This window comes from Segatella copri (assembly GCF_009494395.1).
Classification (GTDB): Bacteria; Bacteroidota; Bacteroidia; order Bacteroidales; family Bacteroidaceae; genus Prevotella.
Map to the genome: position 1 here is coordinate 55,377 of NZ_VZCB01000020.1, position 18,953 is coordinate 74,329.

Consider the following 18,953-nt stretch of genomic DNA (forward strand, 5'->3'; position numbering starts at 1 on the left):
ACTATCATAAAGGTGATAGCACCCATAAAACCAATCACATTCATAAGCTATTTCTTTTTATTTTTAGCCTTGATAATTAAATACACACCTAACACTCCTAGCAAGAAAATAAAGAAGAGTCCCCAACCATACAGACTGGTTCTATCTATAGAATCTTGCATGATACCTGTCAAGATAACACCTCCTATTATAAGCTTGATGACATCAAAACAGAATTTATATCCTTCCTCATAAAGAGTTCTTTTTTGTTCTATATTCAATTTCATACCGCAAAGATAGTAAATTTATCAATATCTTGCTCTATTTTGCAGTTAAATAAGCTAAATTGCCCGCTAAATATCCTCGGAAAGAAAATCTAGCGGGCAATCTATATGTTACAAAGAGACAAGAGGATTCTTCACTCTTCCCTCTTCATTCTTCACTTCCTTAGAGTCTCTCGTGAGCCTGACGAGCGATTACGTCGAGCTGCTGCTCGCGTGTCAAGTCGATGAACTTAACAGCGTAACCACTTACACGGATGGTGAAGTTCTGGTACTCTTCCTTCTCTGGGTGCTCCATAGCATCCTTGAGCTTGTCGATACCGAATACGTTCACGTTCAGGTGGTGAGAACCCTGGTTGAAGTAACCATCCAATACACCTACCAATGTCTGGGCACGCTCCTCATCGTTGTGACCGAGAGCGCCAGGACTGATGGTCTGAGTATTAGAGATACCATCGAGAGCATACTCGTATGGCAACTTAGCTACTGAGTTCAATGAAGCCAAAAGACCGTTCTTCTCTGCACCGTAAGATGGGTTAGCACCTGGTGCCAAAGGAGCACCGGCTGGACGACCATCAGGCATGTTGCTGGTGTACTTACCGTATACTACATTTGATGTGATAGTCAAGATAGATGTAGTAGGCTCTGAATTGCGGTATGTGTGGTGCTTCTTGATCATGCTCATGAAGGTCTTGAGCAACCATACTGCAATCTCATCAGCACGCTCATCATCGTTACCGTAACGTGGGAAGTCGCCCTCGGTCTTGAAGCTGAGAGGGAAACCGGTCTCATCACGGACGATGTTTACCTTGGCATACTTGATAGCAGAGATAGAGTCAACTACGTGGCTGAAACCCGCGATACCTGTAGCGAAAGTACGACGAACATCTGTATCGATGAGCGCCAACTCTGCTGCCTCGTAGAAGTACTTATCGTGCATGTAGTGGATGAGGTTCAATGTCTTCACATAAACGCCAGCCAACCAGTCCATCATATCCATGAAACGTGGCATGAACTCATCGTATGTCAATACATCACCCTCAACGGCGCGATACTTAGGACCGCACTGCTCGCGTGTCTTTGAATCAACACCGCCAGATACAGCGTAGGTCAAGCACTTAGCCAAGTTGGCACGTGCACCGAAGAACTGCATTTCCTTACCTGTCTGTGTAGCAGATACACAGCAGCAGATACTATAGTCGTCACCCCAAACTGGGCGCATTACGTCATCGTTCTCATACTGGATAGAGCTTGTCTTTACAGAAATCAGAGAAGCGTAGTGCTTGAATGCCTTTGGCAAGCGAGAGCTATAGAGTACAGTCAAGTTTGGCTCTGGTGAAGGACCCATGTTCTCCAATGTGTGGAGGAAACGGAAGTCGTTCTTGGTAACCATTGAGCGGCCATCCTGACCCATACCACCTACTTCGAGAGTAGCCCAAACTGGGTCGCCGGTGAAGAGCTCATTGTAAGAAGGGATACGGGCGAACTTAACCATACGGAACTTCATAACCAAGTGGTCGATGAGCTCCTGAGCCTCATCCTCTGTAAGAGTACCCTCGTTCAAGTCGCGCTGGATATAGATGTCGAGGAATGTAGAGATACGGCCTACAGACATCGCAGCACCATTCTGAGTCTTCACTGCTCCGAGATAACCGAAGTACAACCACTGTACTGCCTCGCGAGCGTTCTTAGCTGGCTGGCTGATATCGTAGCCATACAACTGAGCCATCTCCTTCAAGCCCTTGAGAGCCTTGATCTGCATAGAAACCTCTTCACGAAGACGGATAACGTCGTCGATCATCTCACGGTCGCCCATGTTAGCGAGGTCGTTCTTCTTCTCCTCGATGAGGAAGTCGATACCATAGAGAGCTACACGGCGGTAGTCACCTACGATACGTCCACGACCGTATGTATCAGGAAGACCAGTAAGGATATGGTTATGGCGCACGAGTTTCATCTCAGGTGTATAAGCATCAAACACGCCGTCATTATGAGTTTTGCAATACTTGTGGAAAATCTCGTGCAGCTTCTCTGATGGCTGGTAGCCGTATGTAGTACAAGCCTGCTCTGCCATCTTGATACCACCGTATGGCATGAAGGCACGCTTCAAAGGCTTGTCGGTCTGCAGACCTACCACCTTCTCCAACTCCTTAGTACCCTCGCCAATATAGGCAGCACCATAAGCTGTCAATCCTGAAACCACCTCGGTCTCCATATCGAGCACACCACCCTTGGCACGCTCTTCCTTCTGGAGCTCCTTCAGCATACCCCAAAGGGTATTGGTAGCCTGAGTAGGTTCTGCCAGGAACGACTCGTCGCCATCGTAGCTAGTATAGTTGTGCTGGATGAAATCGCGAAGATTCACCTCACTCTGCCACAAGTTTCCCTTGAAACCTCTCCATTCTGTTTTCATCATTTTGATATCCTTAATAAGTTAATAATTAATTATATATTTTGTACACACTGTTTCCTGTTATCAGCTGAATCCTTATACCTTGTTATATATTATATAAAATCCGGCTATCGATAATTTCGATGCAAAGGTACTACAAAAAAACGAAATCCAAGCAGAAATCACAAAGATTTTATCCTCTTAACACTAAAATCATCATTTATGAGTACAGTTTCTGCACAAAAGATATTGAATGTGCAAAGGTAACAAATGTTCATTCAAATGACTGGGAAAAATGAGCAAATAAGGGGGTTTTATCGATTTGTCCCCATTAAAGAACGTTTTATACCCTTCTGTTTGATAAATAATGCATACCTTTGCAGTCGAAATGAAACAAATAACAATGTAAAAATCATCATAGAATAACAATACATGAACATGAATTGGAATCATACAATCAAGACATTAGCCTTTGCCTCGCTATTGGCACTGGCACCAGCTCAGATGATGGCGGCACAGAAAGGTGGCACCTTCACTACTGGAGACAAAACATTCCTTCTCAATGGCAAACCTTTCGTGGTTAAGGCTGCCGAGTTGCACTACCCTCGTATTCCTCGTGCCTACTGGGAACATCGCATCAAGATGTGCAAGGCTTTGGGTATGAATACCGTCTGCCTCTACGTGTTCTGGAACATCCACGAGCAGCAGGAAGGCAAGTTCGATTTTACGGGTAACAACGATGTGGCTGCATTCTGCCGACTGGCTCAGAAGAACGGCATGTACGTCATCGTACGTCCGGGTCCATACGTTTGTGCAGAATGGGAAATGGGCGGTCTGCCTTGGTGGCTCCTCAAGAAGAAGGACATCCGCCTTCGTGAACAGGATCCATACTTCATGCAGCGTGTTGAAATCTTCGAGAAGGAAGTGGGCAAGCAGCTGGCTCCACTCACCATCCAGAATGGTGGTCCTATCATCATGGTTCAGGTGGAGAACGAATATGGTTCTTACGGTAAGGACAAGCCATACGTAAGTGCCATCCGCGACATCGTCCGCAAGAGTGGCTTCGACAAGGTGAGCCTCTTCCAGTGCGACTGGTCATCCAACTTCCTGAACAATGGTCTCGATGACCTTACCTGGACCATGAACTTCGGTACTGGTGCCAACATCGACCAGCAGTTTAAGCGTCTCGGCGAGGTTCGTCCTAACGCCCCAAAGATGTGCTCAGAGTTCTGGAGCGGCTGGTTCGACAAGTGGGGAGCACGCCACGAGACCCGCCCTGCCAAGGATATGGTAGAAGGAATGGACGAGATGCTGAGCAAAGGCATCAGCTTCTCTCTCTATATGACCCACGGCGGAACCAGCTTCGGCCATTGGGCAGGTGCCAACTCTCCAGGTTTCCAGCCAGACGTAACCTCTTACGATTACGATGCCCCTATCAACGAATGGGGATTGGCTACTCCTAAGTTCTACGAACTGCAGAAGATGATGGCGAAATACAACGATGGCAAAAAGTTGCCAGCCGTGCCTAAGGCTCCGATGCAGATCATCAAGGTGCCTGAGTTCAAGTTCAGCGAGTACAAGCCTCTGAGCTACGGTATCGGAAAGGAAAAGGAAAACCATGCGCCTCTGAGCTTCGAGGATATGGATATGGGATGGGGAACGATGGTTTATGAAACCCAGGTTCCTGCCATCGAAGGCATATCAACCCTCACCGGTGAGTTCCACGACTTTGCTCAGGTATATGTGAACGGAAAGTATGTTGGCAAGATAGACCGTGTGAAGAACGAGAAATCACTCGAATTGCCAGCCATGCCACAGGGTGCTCAGCTCACCATCGTGGTAGAAGGTATGGGACGAATCAACTTCGGACGTGCCATCAAGGACTACAAGGGTATCATCGGCAACGTAACCCTCACTACTCAGAAGGAGGATTGCGAACTTGCCCTCACCCCTACCCGATGGGACAACAGCACCATCGCTGATGACTACCAGACGGCTGTGAAGGCACTCGCCATGCCATCTAACAAGATGCGCGGTCTGCAGACCAAGGCGGGTTACTACCGTGGCTACTTCAACCTGAAGAAGGTGGGCGACACCTTTATTAATATGGAGGCATTCGGCAAGGGGCAGGTTTACGTAAACGGTCATGCTCTCGGCCGCTTCTGGCAGATTGGTCCTCAGCAGACCTTATATCTTCCAGGCTGCTGGTTGAAGAAGGGAAAGAACGAGGTCATCGTGCTCGATGTAGTAGGTCCTAAGGGCGAAGCAGGCAAGCCAGGCTCCAACGTGGCTCCTACCGCTTTCTGCCAGGATCATCCGGAACTCGACAAGCTGAACCTCGAAAAGAGCAACAAGCACAACGAGCCGGGCCATCGCATGGATCTGAACTCAGAGACCCCTGTTTTGAAGGGTGAGTTCAAGGCTGGCAACGGCTGGCAGACCATCAAGCTCGACAAGCCTGTAACAGGTCGCTACTTCGCCATCCAGGCAGAAAGCAGCCAGAGCGGCGACAGCCAGATTGCCATCGCCGAGGTTTATCTCCAGGATGCACAGGGCAACCGCATCGACCGCAACAACTGGGTAGCCTTCTATGCCGACAGCGAGAAGGGCAACTCAACACTCGACAAGATGTTTGACTTGCAGGAGAGCACTTACTGGCAGACCGAAAAGGGTGCCAACTTCCCACACCTCGGCATCGTGGATATGGGCAAGGAAGTTACCATCTCTGCCTTCGAGTACTTGCCACGTGCCGAACAGGGCGCTCCAGGAAGCGTAAAGGGCTTCAAGCTCTATGTGAAGAAATAAATGAAAAGAGGGAGACGGAAAGTCTTCCTCTTTTTTTATTTTGTTTTTTTATACATTATTATTCTAATATGTGAATACTTTTCCGTACCTTTGCACCATAAAAACTATTTATTCTTATGTTGACAGATATTGAAATAGCTAAATCAGTAAAACTGCGCCCTATCAATGAAGTGGCAGCAGAACTTGGAATCCATGAAGACCAAGTAGAAAACTACGGCCGTTACATCGCTAAGATTACTACGGACAAAATTGACAGAAACAAGTTTAAGAACCATCATCTTATCCTCGTTACAGCTATCAGTCCTACCAAGGCTGGTAATGGTAAGACCACCGTATCCGTGGGTCTCGCCCTCGGTATGCAGAAGATTGGAAAGAAGGCAGTAGTTGCATTGCGCGAGCCTTCTCTCGGTCCTTGCTTCGGCATGAAGGGTGGTGCTGCCGGTGGCGGTTATGCACAGGTATTGCCTATGGATAAGATCAACCTCCATTTCACAGGCGACTTCCATGCCATCACAGAGGCCAACAACATGATTGCTGCCCTCCTGGACAACTACCGTTTCCAGCACGAGGCAGAGGGATTCAAGCTCAAGAAGATTCTCTGGCGCCGAGTAATGGACGTCAACGACCGTGGTCTCCGTCGCATCATCACCGGTATCGGCGATAAGAACGGCATCGAGACAGAGGCTGGATTCGACATCACTCCTGCTTCTGAAATCATGGCTATCATGTGTTTCGCAACAAGTGTAGACGATCTCCGTCGTCGCATCGACAATATTCTCCTCGGCATCACTGAGGATGACAAACCATTCACCGTCAAGGATATGGGTGTAGGTGGCAGTATCGTTGCCCTCCTCCTCGATGCCTTGAAGCCAAACCTGGTTCAGACTACCGAGGGCACTCCTGCCTTCGTTCACTGCGGACCTTTCGCTAACATTGCCCATGGCTGCAACTCTATCATGGCTACTGCAGCAGCCCTTGAATATGGCGACTACGCCATCACAGAGGCTGGATTCGGTGCTGACCTCGGTGCAGAGAAGTTCTACAACATCAAGTGCCGCAAGACCGGTCTGCAGCCAGACCTTACCGTTCTTGTTGTTACTCTCCAGGCATTGAAGATGCACGGTGGCGTAGCTCTGGAAGATATCAAGCAGCCTAACGTTGCAGGAATGGAAGCTGGTTACTGGAACCTCGACAAGCACGTGAAAAACCTTCAGAGCTTTGGTCAGACCGTAGTCATCGCCTTCAATAAGTTTGCTACCGATACCGACGAGGAGATTGAGGTATTGCGCAAGCACTGTGAGGAGATGGGTTGCGGATTCGCTGTCAACAGTGCCTTCGCCGAAGGTGGCAAGGGTGCGATGGAATTGGCAGAACTCGTAGTAAAGACCATCGACGAGCGTCCATCTGCTCCTCTCTACTTCACTTACGCTGATGAGGATTCTGTAGAAGAGAAGATTGAGAAGGTAGCATTCAATCTGTATGGTGCCGGCAGCGTAACCATGAGCGATTCTGCAAAGGCTATGATTGATGAAATCAAGAAGTTGGGTGCAGAGAAGTTCCCTATCTGTATTGCCAAGACCCAGTACAGTTTCTCTACCGATGCTAAGGCTTACGGTCCAACAGATGGCTTCGAACTCCACGTTCGCGACATCACCCTGAATATGGGTGCTGAAATGATCGTAGTCATCGCCGGTCCTATCATGCGTATGCCAGGTTTGCCAAAGAGCCCACAGGCTGAGCGTATCGATGTGGTTAATGGTGAAATCACAGGCCTTTCTTAAATCCCACAGATTTCACAGATTTTTATATAAAACAGTTCGCCCTGAAAGAGCAAAAGCGTGCGATAGACAATACTTTTGCCTTTCAGGGCGATTTCTTATCTCATGCTGAATTCACAACCGCAATACAACTGGTTATAGAATTCATTCTGTCTCAACAACTCACCACGGCGATTCTGCAAACCGCCCTTTCTCCAATTCATATCCCACCACTCTACATCCGGACAACCTTCTACGGCGAGATGTCCGGCTGCATCTATCTGCTGGATATTTTTCCACCGGGAAGAAGCCAAGGTAGTAGTAAGAAGATGAAAGCCATGCTCCTGAGCATACCTAGCCGCATGCGTCAAACGATACCGGAAACACATCGAGCAACGGCTTCCCCTTTCCGGCTCCTGTTCCAATCCCTTGATGGTGGCAAGCCATTCCTCATGATCATACTCATCCTCCACATACGGAACCCCCTGCGCTTCCAGGAAGCGCATCAGCTCGTGCTTGCGAATCTCAAACTCCTGTAAGGGATAAATGTTACTGTTGCTGAAATATACCGTCGGCTTCATGCCGTTGCGAAGCATACACTCTACAATCGCTGACGAACAAGGCGCACAGCAGGCATGCAGCAACACTTCATGTCCTTCTGCTTTGCTACCATCAGGAAGTGATAGTTTCACGAATTTATATTGTTCTTCTACTGGAATCTTCATTTTCTTTGAACTAAATAAAAAAAAAAAAACAAATGGAGTACAGTCGTCTCGACACCCCCCATTTGCCCAAATATATGCGAAAACTAGTGCAAAGATACGATTTTTATTCGTATTCACAAAAGTTTCGGCAAATATTTACCACAATCTTTGTGTTTTAAGAGAGTATTTGTATTTTATTAACGTATGCACATCATTTTAAAGTCCTTTTTAACGTTATTACCGTCATCTCTGGCCATGCTCCCAATCGGAACGGGAAGGAGCCGCCAATACCCGATGAAACATTCAGCATCTGACTGCCTTTGCGATAAACACCACCCCACTCCTTGAATGCCATGCGGGCTGGTGTCCACTTGCCTATCTGCAACTGTCCCGCATGTGTATGTCCTGCCAGTGTCAGCTGGATAGGTCTGTCCCATACCTCTCTGCGCCAGTGATGCGGATCATGGGTCAGCAGTATCTTGAACCCTTCCTTCTTCAGTCCCTTCATCGCCTTCGGCAACTTGCTGCGGTTACTGAAAGGAGGCTGCCCCGCATTCTCCACACCGATGATATCAATGGAAGCCATACCATGACTCACTGTGAAATGGTCGTTCATCAACTGATGCCACCCCAACTGGCATTGATAGTTATAGAGTAGCTTCCAGTTGTTTCTCAGTCCTGCTATCGTATGATTGTTGCCATACTCGCAGTAATCATGGTTTCCCCATACCGAGAAGATGCCATCGTGGGCATGCAGCTGTTTCAGCGTTTCCAGATAAGGCTCCACCTCCCTGGCATCATTGTTCACCAGATCGCCCGTAAAGAGCATCATGTCCGGTTCCTCATTATTGGCTGCATCTACCACCTTCTGCACGAAGTCACTATCCTTCGGGAAAGAACCCAGATGAAAATCAGTGAAATGCAACAGACGGTAACCGTCAAAGTAAGGTGGAAGGTCGGGCGATTCATAGGTTACGTACCGTATCTCCAACCGCTTCCAGCCCTCAATGAATCCAAAGGCAAACCATCCCATCAGCGCCAACGCCGGAAGGAGGGCAAAGAACCAAGGCATCATGAAATCGAAGAGGATGAACACCACCTTGGGCATCACCGAAAACAGAATCGTAGTGAAGAGGATGCGTACGGAGAGCTTATGGAAGAAGCCCATCTGCAGCCCTACCTCTGCTAGCAGAAGCAGCAAGGAAGGCACCCACCACAGAATGGTCAGCACCAAAGGCCACCCGCTCACTCCCAGATGCCAAAGCCAGACATCGGGCAAGAGAGCAAGCCCTGCCATACCTATTATATATAAGAAGGATCTGAATATCCTTTTAATTATCTTTTTCATTTACCTGTTCAAGTATTACTACGGTGCAAAGGTACATAAAAATCTGCTTAACCGTTCATGTTTGTAGATGTTTAACTTTATTTTTTTTGCCAATTCATCAGATTGCAGTATCTTTGCAAGCCGTAAACTGTAAAAAACATCATCAATAAATATGGCAAGAAGACTCAGAAAGAAAAGAATAGCTATCATATTGCTCACATTCACGGCCATCGTCGCATGGTCTACACATAGTTGCGTATCGCGCTGCACCTCATCTTCGGATAAGGAAAAGGCAAAGGATACGCTCCCCAAGGTGCATATCAACGATTCCATCAGCAATGCCCTCACCGAGGGAAAGGAATATCACAAGATGGATTCGCTCGTGGAGAGATACCTCAAGCGATGGGAAATCAACGGTGCACAGCTCGTCATCACCCGCAACGACTCCCTGCTCTATGCCCGCGGTTTCGGATGGGCAGACAAGGAGAGGGGCATCCGAATGGAACCGAACAAGCTGATGCGCTTCGCTTCCATTTCCAAGCTCATCACCGCCGTAGGCATCATGAAACTGCAGGAAATGAAGAAGCTCAAGATGAACGAGAAGGTATTCGGACCGAAGGGAATCCTGAACGATACCACCTACAATAACAGTATCAAGGACCAGCGCTACTACAACATCACCGTAGAACAGCTGCTGCGCCATCAGGCAGGTTTCAACAACTATGCCGGCGACCCGGTATCCTCTACCCGCTACATCATGATGCAGAACCATCTCACTACTCCTCCTGACCATAAGACCCTGCTCAAGATTCTCCTGAAGCGCCATCTGGGTTATACGCCGGGCGAGGGCAAATGCTACAGCAATCTGGGCTACATGATTCTCTCGATGATTATCGAGAAGAAGAGCAGAATGAAGTACGAGAACTTCATGCAGAAGTACGTGCTCCAGCCTGCCGGATGCTACGACATGCATATTGCCGGCACCTACTACAAGGACCGCCGTCCTAACGAGACGAAATATTACATGCACCAGGGCAGCATCCCGGTATATGAATACAACAACAGTGGCAGAATGGTTGAAAAGTGTTATGGCGATACCGACCTTCCACGTCTCTCAGGTGCCGGAGCATGGTGTGGTTCAGCAGCCGAGTTGAGCCGTCTCATCGCCAGCATCGACGGTATGCCTCATGTCAAGGACATTCTCAGCCAGAAGAGCATCCAGTTCATGACTACCGAGCAGCCCGACCATCAGTATTCCATCGGTTGGAACTACACTCCAAAGAGCAATGGTCCGTAGATTCGTACCGGTTCTCTTGCCGGCACCTCTGCCATTGTCCTGAAGTACCCCGACGGCCAGTGCTGGATTCTCATCACCAACACCTCCACCTGGAAGGGTCACGGCTTCAGCAACGACACCATGGCATTCTTTGAGAAGCTCCGCAAGCAGTTCATGGCAGATATGCCGAAGAAGGATTTGTTCATATAGTGAAGGAAAAAAAGTTGGTGCATAACAGTTGGGCAACGCATGCACATCAGCTGTTGTGCGAGCGCATATCAGCTGTTATGCAAGCGCACAACAGCTGTTGTGCGGCCGGAGATACTAAATAACTCAGAAATATATCCTGTCTTTTCCGACAATATATCTTTAATATACGAATAAAAGAGGGTGCATCATAAATTCATGATACACCCTCTTTTCGTTTTTTATCAACTATTATAAACTTGCCAAACCAAGCTTCTCCTATCTTACGGCAACCTTCAGTCCCTTAGACTGAGCACAGGACTGGGTGGATGCCTTTACGATATATACTCCGGATGGAACACGGAGAATCATTCTCTGCTTATCAGGCAACTGATAACTGTGAACCATCTTGCCATCCAAGGTAAATACCTCTACACTACCCAACTTCTCACCATTCAAGGCAGATACAACAATCATGCCTGGAGCTGGCGAATAAACCTTCAACTGATTACTTTCAGCCTCAGCCTCAATCTGCTGGATACCGGTAGTACCACGAGTCTGGGTCAGGAAGTATCTGCCATGCTCGTTCGCCTGAATGCTCACCTCATTGCCATCCTGTAACTCGGTATACTGTCCGTTGGCAGCATCATAGAGATACAGCGGAGCATCGAGCTTGGCAACACCCTTCAAGTCAAGGTTCACCATTTCGTTCTTCTCCCCATTCTCCATGATGACACCCATTGGCATCCATTCAATCTTAGGAGTAGCATTCACCGCCACAGCCTGAGAACCAGCCACGGTATAAACCTGCGGAATACCACTCAGGTTCTGATCGCACAGAAGATCCACATCCTCCTGCTCATCATAATCATCAGAAGCCTCTTCTCTTACGGCAATGCGAGCCTTCGAAGTCTGCCCCTTAGCATTCTGAGCCGAGACATTCACATTCGTGAGATAACCAGGAGCAATGATGACGCCAGTAGAAAGCAGACGGTCTACATACATCGCAGAAGTGAACTTCACCGCATCAACGGAAGTTGTTCCATCCTTCTTGACAAAGAACGACTGAGTAGGCTGAACGAAAAAGTCTTTATCTGCCAAATCTGTAGCAGAAACACTATTTACGTCATCTCCATCAACCACCCATACAGCTTTCTGCAATCCTGTATTTACCTCAAAGAATTTCTTCAGAGAGATAGAGCAGGTATATGGATTAGCCACGAGATAGAAACCGCTGTTATTATCAGTTCCCAAGTTCTGAGTCATCTCTGCGAGATGCTTCTCATCGTTATTGAAAGCAACGAGGAGCTTGCCATGGCCAGCCTTTCCTACTTGTACAGATTTACCACCAGAAGTCGTTGAACCATCATAATCAAAGTACTGATAGCTTGTATCTTCCTTTGGCAAACGGAGGAGCGCATTAGGCAATGGAGTACCATCTGTAGGTCTCTTTGGCAAGAGTGCATTACCAGCCTTGATAGCGAAGCCACCGAATGAGCCATCAGTATAGCATTCATCCACCTTATTATATACGTGGCTCCAGTAGCCGAGATTTACATCAACCTTGCTTGCCTCACCACTTGGCTTATGCCATGCATCATGCTCACCATCAGAAGTGATTTCCTTCACATCACTCTTCATCCAAGCTTTCTGATAAACCGGATACTTGCTTCGGCTATACGCATCAGAAGTACTAGAACCTTCCACCTTATCATTATACTTGATATCCGTAAATGCCTTGGTTTCCTGTCGTCCATTACTTGCTGGCACATACATATCACCTGCGTAGATATACTGCAGAGGTGAAGCCATGGTGTACCACTTGTTAGGCACCAGTTCCTTCTCTACCCAAGCCTTGTCATATATCAGATAGCACTGGTCGCGAAGCTCACCCTTAGGCTTGAAGTAAATCTGATGGCAGGTATTGCCATAGAACTTCTCACACTTCAGATTACCATCAGTTTCGAATCCCTTATTGGCAGCCGCTTCATCCCAGTAAGCCATGATATCATACTGGATATACGTTGTTGCCACATCACCCTTGGCATTATTCAACTTGGTAGCAATACCATTCTCTTGACGATAAACTATGTTACCGAGGTCAGGGAAAGGCTTTCCATTCAAGTTGACGACAGTAACCTTAGTAAACTTCATTGGCACATAGCTATTCTGGGTAGGAATATCCTGGGCCGAAGCTGGCGTACCAGGCATGCTACTGCCATAAGGCAGATAATTCGTATACTCATTATCATGCAATTCAGTAGAAGATGAGCGATGCCAGTTATCATCATTATTCCAGTTGGCATTCATACCGCCATTCGCTGTAGGAGTCCAGGTAATGAACTCCGGTACAATCTTTACCTTAAGATAAGCTTCGCCAGGGCAGCTAGAACCACCAGCAGCCTTCTGCTCGAAGACAAATCTGAGATCATAGTAGTATCCCTCGTGGAAATTATCTAAAACATCCTTTAAGAACAGGAGGTCGAGGGTTGCCTGAGTCGCAGTACCCACTTCGCCAATCTCTGTAGACTTTAATTTTGCAACAGGAGCAGACAGCAATGTAGCACCAGTTTTATTCCACAATGGGTCATTGGTTGTAGCAACATAGACATCCGCAGAAGTATTTGCACCAGTTTTACTATCATCAATGAATGTCAAAGTCTTATCTTCGACACCAGTCTTATAGCTTGCGCTATGCAATGGTACCTGGAGATAACCCTCGGAAGAGTTTGTCTCGTTCTGATTCAACAACTTCTTAATCTGTGGCAATCCGATACGGAGCGCAGACTTATAAGTTGCATCATTAAACGGATAATACACATCATTGAAACCGAAGTTAAGCTGTGGACCATCCTTAGCTATACGCAGAGGTACAGGAACCGCTTCATCACAAAGCAAGTAACTGACTCCATCCGGTGTAATATAAACTTCCTCACCGTCAGCATTTGTTCCATTAGGTGCTGGTTTCATATAGATTGTATGAGCACCATATTTATCACTAACAGGAATCGTAATCTCATTAGAAGCGGTACTGTTATAAGGCGTTGTCTTCTGATCGATATACCAGTAGAATGGCACATCTTTAAGCATAATCTTTGCACCAGTCTTTGGATCGATGGTTGTGAGACTGCCCTTAAGTTTAACACTAGGATTTGGATCTGCACAGTCCACACGATAGTCAGTAATGACATTACCCTCGTTATCTATAATCGCAGGTGTCTGACCAATCAACTCGAACAAATCGCTATAAATAGAGCAGACATCAGAAGGTTTACCCCACTGTGCATTAGGTGCATTTGGATCACTATCAGCACATACTGAGACATAATACTTCTTACCAGCCTTGAGTCCAAACTTATGATTAGCGAGAATGATGTAAGTTTCACCATAAGCATCAGTCTCTATCATGTTGACACCATCTATCGTATGAGACTTACAAGCTGCTTCGGAATCATATACATCAACAGAAGCATAGCCATCTGGCATTGCTTTCTCCGCACCATCCAAATTATAGTTGTAAAGACCTGTTCCCTTTACAGGCGTACCATCTTCTTCCACAAAACGGAAATGGATTTTCGTATCCGTATGGTTAAGTATAGCATTCAAAGTCTCGTGAATGGCACGTATCTTCAGCTTGACTTTACCTTCCCCATTCTCACCGCAGGCAGGTCGGTCCTGGAAGACCTCCACCTTGGCTGGCTTTAAATATATACGGATATCATCAACTGCATAGTCCGCACCTTGAGTACCCTCACTATAGTTATCAATCTCAATACGGAATTTATCATACTGTTCTGCATGTGACTCTTTCTGAATGGTAATCTTACCATATACCTGATACCACTTTCCTTTTTCTTTACTATCACGGTTACTTTCAAAATCTCCAGAAGAGAAATTATGAAGCAACACTTTCTGATTGCCAACAAGACCATACAATTTAAACATAAGCTGTGGCATTGTTTGAGCACCAGTAATATCAGCAACATACGCAGAGAACGCCATTTGCTGACCCGTACATATACTTGCATTAAATTCTGCAGATGCAATGGTACGGCTTTCATCTGAAGCATCAATATAGAGGAAGGAACCCGTTTGAGAACCGCCGGATAATTCCCATGTTCTATCATGTAACTCAGAACCATAGTGCCACAGATACTTATCACTATTGGTTGATACTCCCGGCACATTAGCCGTCTTATAGATTCCATATTCACCATGCAATGGTGAATGCATTGGGTCAAAAAACGCTACACCAGATTGTGCACTTTTACTTAACAGACTCTTATAGACAAATCCATAGTTTCTCTTTGACCAATCAGAAGGATGCTCAGACTGATTATCCATATCATTGGTTGGAGCAGAAAGAGTTTGTTCTGGACTATCATTATCGAAACTAACCATTGCCACACGGTTATAATTCTCTTCAAGATAAAAGATTTTACGCTGAATTTCGTCATTACCCATTTCGGAATCCATCATAGGATGGAAGCCAAAGAATCGGCAGTTGAAATTGGCAATCGGACAACTACTATTGTCGCTTTCATCTACAGCATAAGCCACTACAGAGAAGTGGTCACCATAGTTGAATGTAATATTACCTGTAACGGAATTACCATCCAAATTCTTCCATGCAGATGCACTATTTAAGAGATTTTGATAGACATCAAAGAAACGAGGAAACTTATCCACGTTACTTTCAAAATCACAATATTTATCTTTATCACCATTATATATTCTCCATATAACCTTAGTTGCTTGCTTGAGCTCTTTTCCGAAATCAGCAGCAACAATATCTCGGTCTGATTGCCCTGTTGGGAAATAGACATGATGCTTATTGTTAATCATCGGATAGAAATAATACATGGTTGGTTTCATATTAAGACGCAAAGTCATTGTCGACATAGCGTTAGCGAAACCAACAGTAACATTCTTATTATCCTCGTAAGTGAGATCATTATCCGAATGGGTAAGATAATTCATTTCCATATCAGCCATTTGCTTAGCAGGAATCAGATGGAAGATATAACGGATAGAAAGCGTACTTTCATGATCCATATAGGTTCCCGTCTCATCAATACCATCAACATAACGGCTCACATCACAGGCAATCGTCTCACCCTTCCAATTTTTATCAGCTGGGCGAGTATAATTAACACCGAGATTACCTTGCCAAGGCTGAATTTTATCCAAATTATAAGCTAAAAGACCTTTTTTGTTGCCTTTTTCATCACTTATTTCATGCAAGTAATTTGTATCTTGAGTATCGGCTTTAATATTAGCAGATGCTTCATCTGTATCATAATTATACCATCTATAATAACCTAATGGTTCCAAACCACCATGTCCGTGGGCGTCAACTCCATCAAAATCTTCCATAGGTAATGTCAATGGAACAGGTTTGCCAACTTCAACAGGATACGTATACTCCCAAGTATAGGTCTTTTGGCGTAACTGTCCCTTAGACGCATCTATTACCTCATAATCACCATCTGCATTGGCATAACCCTTGTAATGACGGAAAGGCACTTTAGCAGGGTCTGTAATCTTTACCTGATATTTCAACTTCAGATGAGTAGGCTCTGTTGTAACGATTTCTTCTGTCTCTTTCAATCCCTCAATATCATCTGTAATGACACAAGAGATATTGGTAACCTTTGTTATATCAAAGCTATAAAGCTCAGAAGCAAAGGATACTTTCAACAAGTCTGCCAATTCACTACTTGGATCTTTCGTCAAGACATTAAAATACTTATTGCTATCAAAGTCATTGTATTTCTTGCTTGATATTTCCAAACCATTAGTTGTGAAGCTATTACCATCAGCATCAGTAACAGTCCAACGAATATAGAGATTACCCAGCTCGCTTACTGAAGACTTTCCAAGAGCTGACAGAATTTCATCTAACTTATGATTTAAGTTGATATTAATCTGCTTTTTGGCATTATTTATCAAAATACCATCTACACTCTTAACTGTTGTTGGTTCAGTAGAAGTCACCAATGTACCTACAGCACTCTTGTCTGCAAATGATACCGTATAAACACCCTGCATAACAGATGGTTCTGATACAATATATCTTGTACCATCAGTTTTGATATAAGATGTCATACCAGTGACATCATTGGTCCATACAGCTTTCAACTGGTAATTCTTCCAATCACCAGGAGTATTCAATTTAGACTTATCAAAAGTAATCGTTCTGAGATTTTCATTGCTTACAGAAGTCTCAGAATAACCAATAACATTGCCCTTACCTCTATTATAAGTAGAAGAACTACTCAATGTACCTTCTGGCAAATCTTCAATCACCTTACCTGTAGTCTTATCAATCACCTGCCAACGGATATAACGGAGGTAGTGAGTAGGCACAGTAACAGTAACCTTACTACCAGAGACAGCAAAGTTATCAGACTCACTAATTACATTAGATGACAATGCAGAAGACAGTTTCATATCAGCAGTTGCCTGAGCTACGGTCTTAAAATTAACGGTATAAGCACCTTGTAACACAGAAGGTTCTGCCACAACAAATGGCTTAGTATCCAAAGTTGGGGCATCAATACCATCTACATTATCGGTCCAAACTGCCTTTAACTGATAATTACTCCATTCGCCAGCACCAGAAATCTGTGACTTATCAAAATTTATCTGTCTTACTGACTGATCTGAAGAAGAAGTTGCACTATAATAAACAAAACTTCCCTTCTTTCTGTTGGTAAAGCTAGAGTTGGTAAATATCTGATTACCATCTTCACCCACTGCGTCCACAGTCTTACCGGTAGTCATGTCAATGAGCTGCCAACGTACATACTTTACACTATGCTTTGGTATTGTAACAGTTACCTGCTCAATGCCGTCATTTACCATATATACATCAGACTCATCAACTGCTGTTTTTGACAAACTGCTCAAAGCAAGATCCTTACTCTTAATCTGCTCTGCAGTTGTAAATGCAGTAACATACAAGCCACTGAGATTTGGTTCTTTCAAGAGATAATAATTGTTGTTATTATCATCATAGAGAATGTCTGAACCAGCTGAACTTGATGCCCAGGCACAAATTACCTGATAACCATCAGTCCAAGTACTTCCACTAGGAAGCGTGAAGGTCATCTTCAAATCGTTACTATTTGCCTCTTTATCATTATTATACCAAATATAATAGTTACCTTTCTTTATATAAGTCTTAGCTGTGGCTGAACCATCAGGAGTTAAAGCATCTATCTTATCTACCACTTTACCATCCTTATCTGCTACATACCAGCGCATATATTTCGCTGTATTAGGCATTGAAATAGTAAAAGAAGCATCTGTAGTAGCTCTAATCTCTGTTGTCTTTTGGACATTGCTACTTATATTAGGAGTAAACGTAGCAGATTCTGCAGCCGTCTTAGACATAAAAGAGAAAACACACTTGCCAGAAAGAGTTGGCTCTTGGAAGAAATAGGCTTTAGTTCCATCAGAATAAAAATCTCCATCAGACTTATCTGTAGCCCAATAGCAAACCACCTGATAACCATCATCCCACGTTTTACCTGAAGGCAAATTAAAAGTTACAGTACGTTCAGATTCACCTGCTATATTATTGGGCTCATAGCTCTCAAACTTCGCCCAAACATATTTATCCTTAACAACCTGATAATTGGTTGCAGCTTCTCCAGTCAATAAAGAGCTAACAGGACTTATTACAGAACCGTCTTTATCAAGTACTTGCCAACGCATATACTTGACATCATTCATATCTAATTTTACACGTGCTTGTGCATTATTTTGATCAACAACATATTTCTTACTTATAACATTAGTTGGCTCGCTGGCTTCCTTCATAGAATAATCTGCCAAGTTTTCTGCCAAACGAATGTTATAAGTATATGTTGCCTGCTCTTTGGCAGCACCAGTCAAGAGTCCTTCCTCATTAGAAAGATGAAGAACAATCTTTGCTCCTTCGAGATTTACATCAGTTGGAGGAGTAAAATACAAAGTACTCATCTCCCAAGTATTTGCAGCCCCTTTGCTACCATCAAAAAAAACACGATTCCCCTGAATATAATAAAAGCAATCAGTTGTTGTAGAATTGCCAATATTAGATGACCATTGGTGTTTTTTAATACTCCAAGAAGCTATATCTATTATTTTTTCTGATTTATCAATAAATTCAATAAAGAAATATGTATATTTATAGCTATTATTGTTTGCATCCAAATACGCATTCTTTAGATCAAGTTTATAATAGCCATTATCTTTAG

The 18,953-nt window shown here is 44.8% G+C and carries 8 protein-coding genes; 3 read left to right on the forward strand and 5 right to left on the reverse strand.

Going from position 1 to position 18,953, the window contains the following annotated elements:
* Positions 1-47: 47 nt before the first annotated feature.
* Entirely contained in the window at positions 48-266 is a 219-nt protein-coding gene (locus tag F7D73_RS02590) for a DUF6722 family protein (RefSeq protein WP_153122153.1), read from the reverse strand.
* A gap of 160 nt (positions 267-426) precedes the next feature.
* A complete protein-coding gene (gene pflB, locus F7D73_RS02595; RefSeq protein ID WP_153122166.1) occupies positions 427-2,673 on the reverse strand; it encodes a formate C-acetyltransferase in 2,247 nt (748 codons plus the stop codon).
* 417 nt (positions 2,674-3,090) lie between these two features.
* Here pflB and F7D73_RS02600 point away from each other — a divergent pair, with 417 nt between their 5' ends.
* Positions 3,091-5,457 (forward strand): beta-galactosidase, encoded by a 2,367-nt coding sequence (locus tag F7D73_RS02600; RefSeq protein ID WP_153122154.1) that lies wholly within the window; start codon positions 3,091-3,093, stop codon positions 5,455-5,457.
* A 116-nt stretch (positions 5,458-5,573) separates the two neighbouring features.
* Positions 5,574-7,238 carry a formate--tetrahydrofolate ligase gene (locus tag F7D73_RS02605; RefSeq protein WP_153122155.1) on the forward strand — a complete coding sequence of 555 codons (1,665 nt, stop codon included), beginning with the start codon at positions 5,574-5,576 and terminating at the stop codon, positions 7,236-7,238.
* A gap of 95 nt (positions 7,239-7,333) precedes the next feature.
* On the opposite strand, the gene F7D73_RS02610 is transcribed toward F7D73_RS02605, so the two are convergent.
* A complete protein-coding gene (locus tag F7D73_RS02610; protein ID WP_153122156.1) occupies positions 7,334-7,939 on the reverse strand; it encodes an epoxyqueuosine reductase QueH in 606 nt (201 codons plus the stop codon).
* A 190-nt stretch (positions 7,940-8,129) separates the two neighbouring features.
* Complete coding sequence (locus F7D73_RS02615) at positions 8,130-9,215, reverse strand: metallophosphoesterase (protein WP_228117609.1); 1,086 nt, start codon at positions 9,213-9,215, stop codon at positions 8,130-8,132.
* A gap of 202 nt (positions 9,216-9,417) precedes the next feature.
* Between F7D73_RS02615 and F7D73_RS02620 the strand changes: the two genes are divergently transcribed.
* Entirely contained in the window at positions 9,418-10,542 is a 1,125-nt protein-coding gene (locus F7D73_RS02620) for a serine hydrolase domain-containing protein (RefSeq protein WP_228117610.1), read from the forward strand.
* A gap of 444 nt (positions 10,543-10,986) precedes the next feature.
* Here the strand turns inward: F7D73_RS02620 and F7D73_RS02625 are convergent, their stop codons facing one another.
* The gene (locus tag F7D73_RS02625) at positions 10,987-18,696 is read right to left on the reverse strand and encodes a T9SS type A sorting domain-containing protein (RefSeq protein ID WP_153122158.1); all 7,710 of its coding nucleotides are present in this window, start codon (positions 18,694-18,696) and stop codon (positions 10,987-10,989) included.
* Between the last annotated feature and the right edge of the window lie 257 nt (positions 18,697-18,953).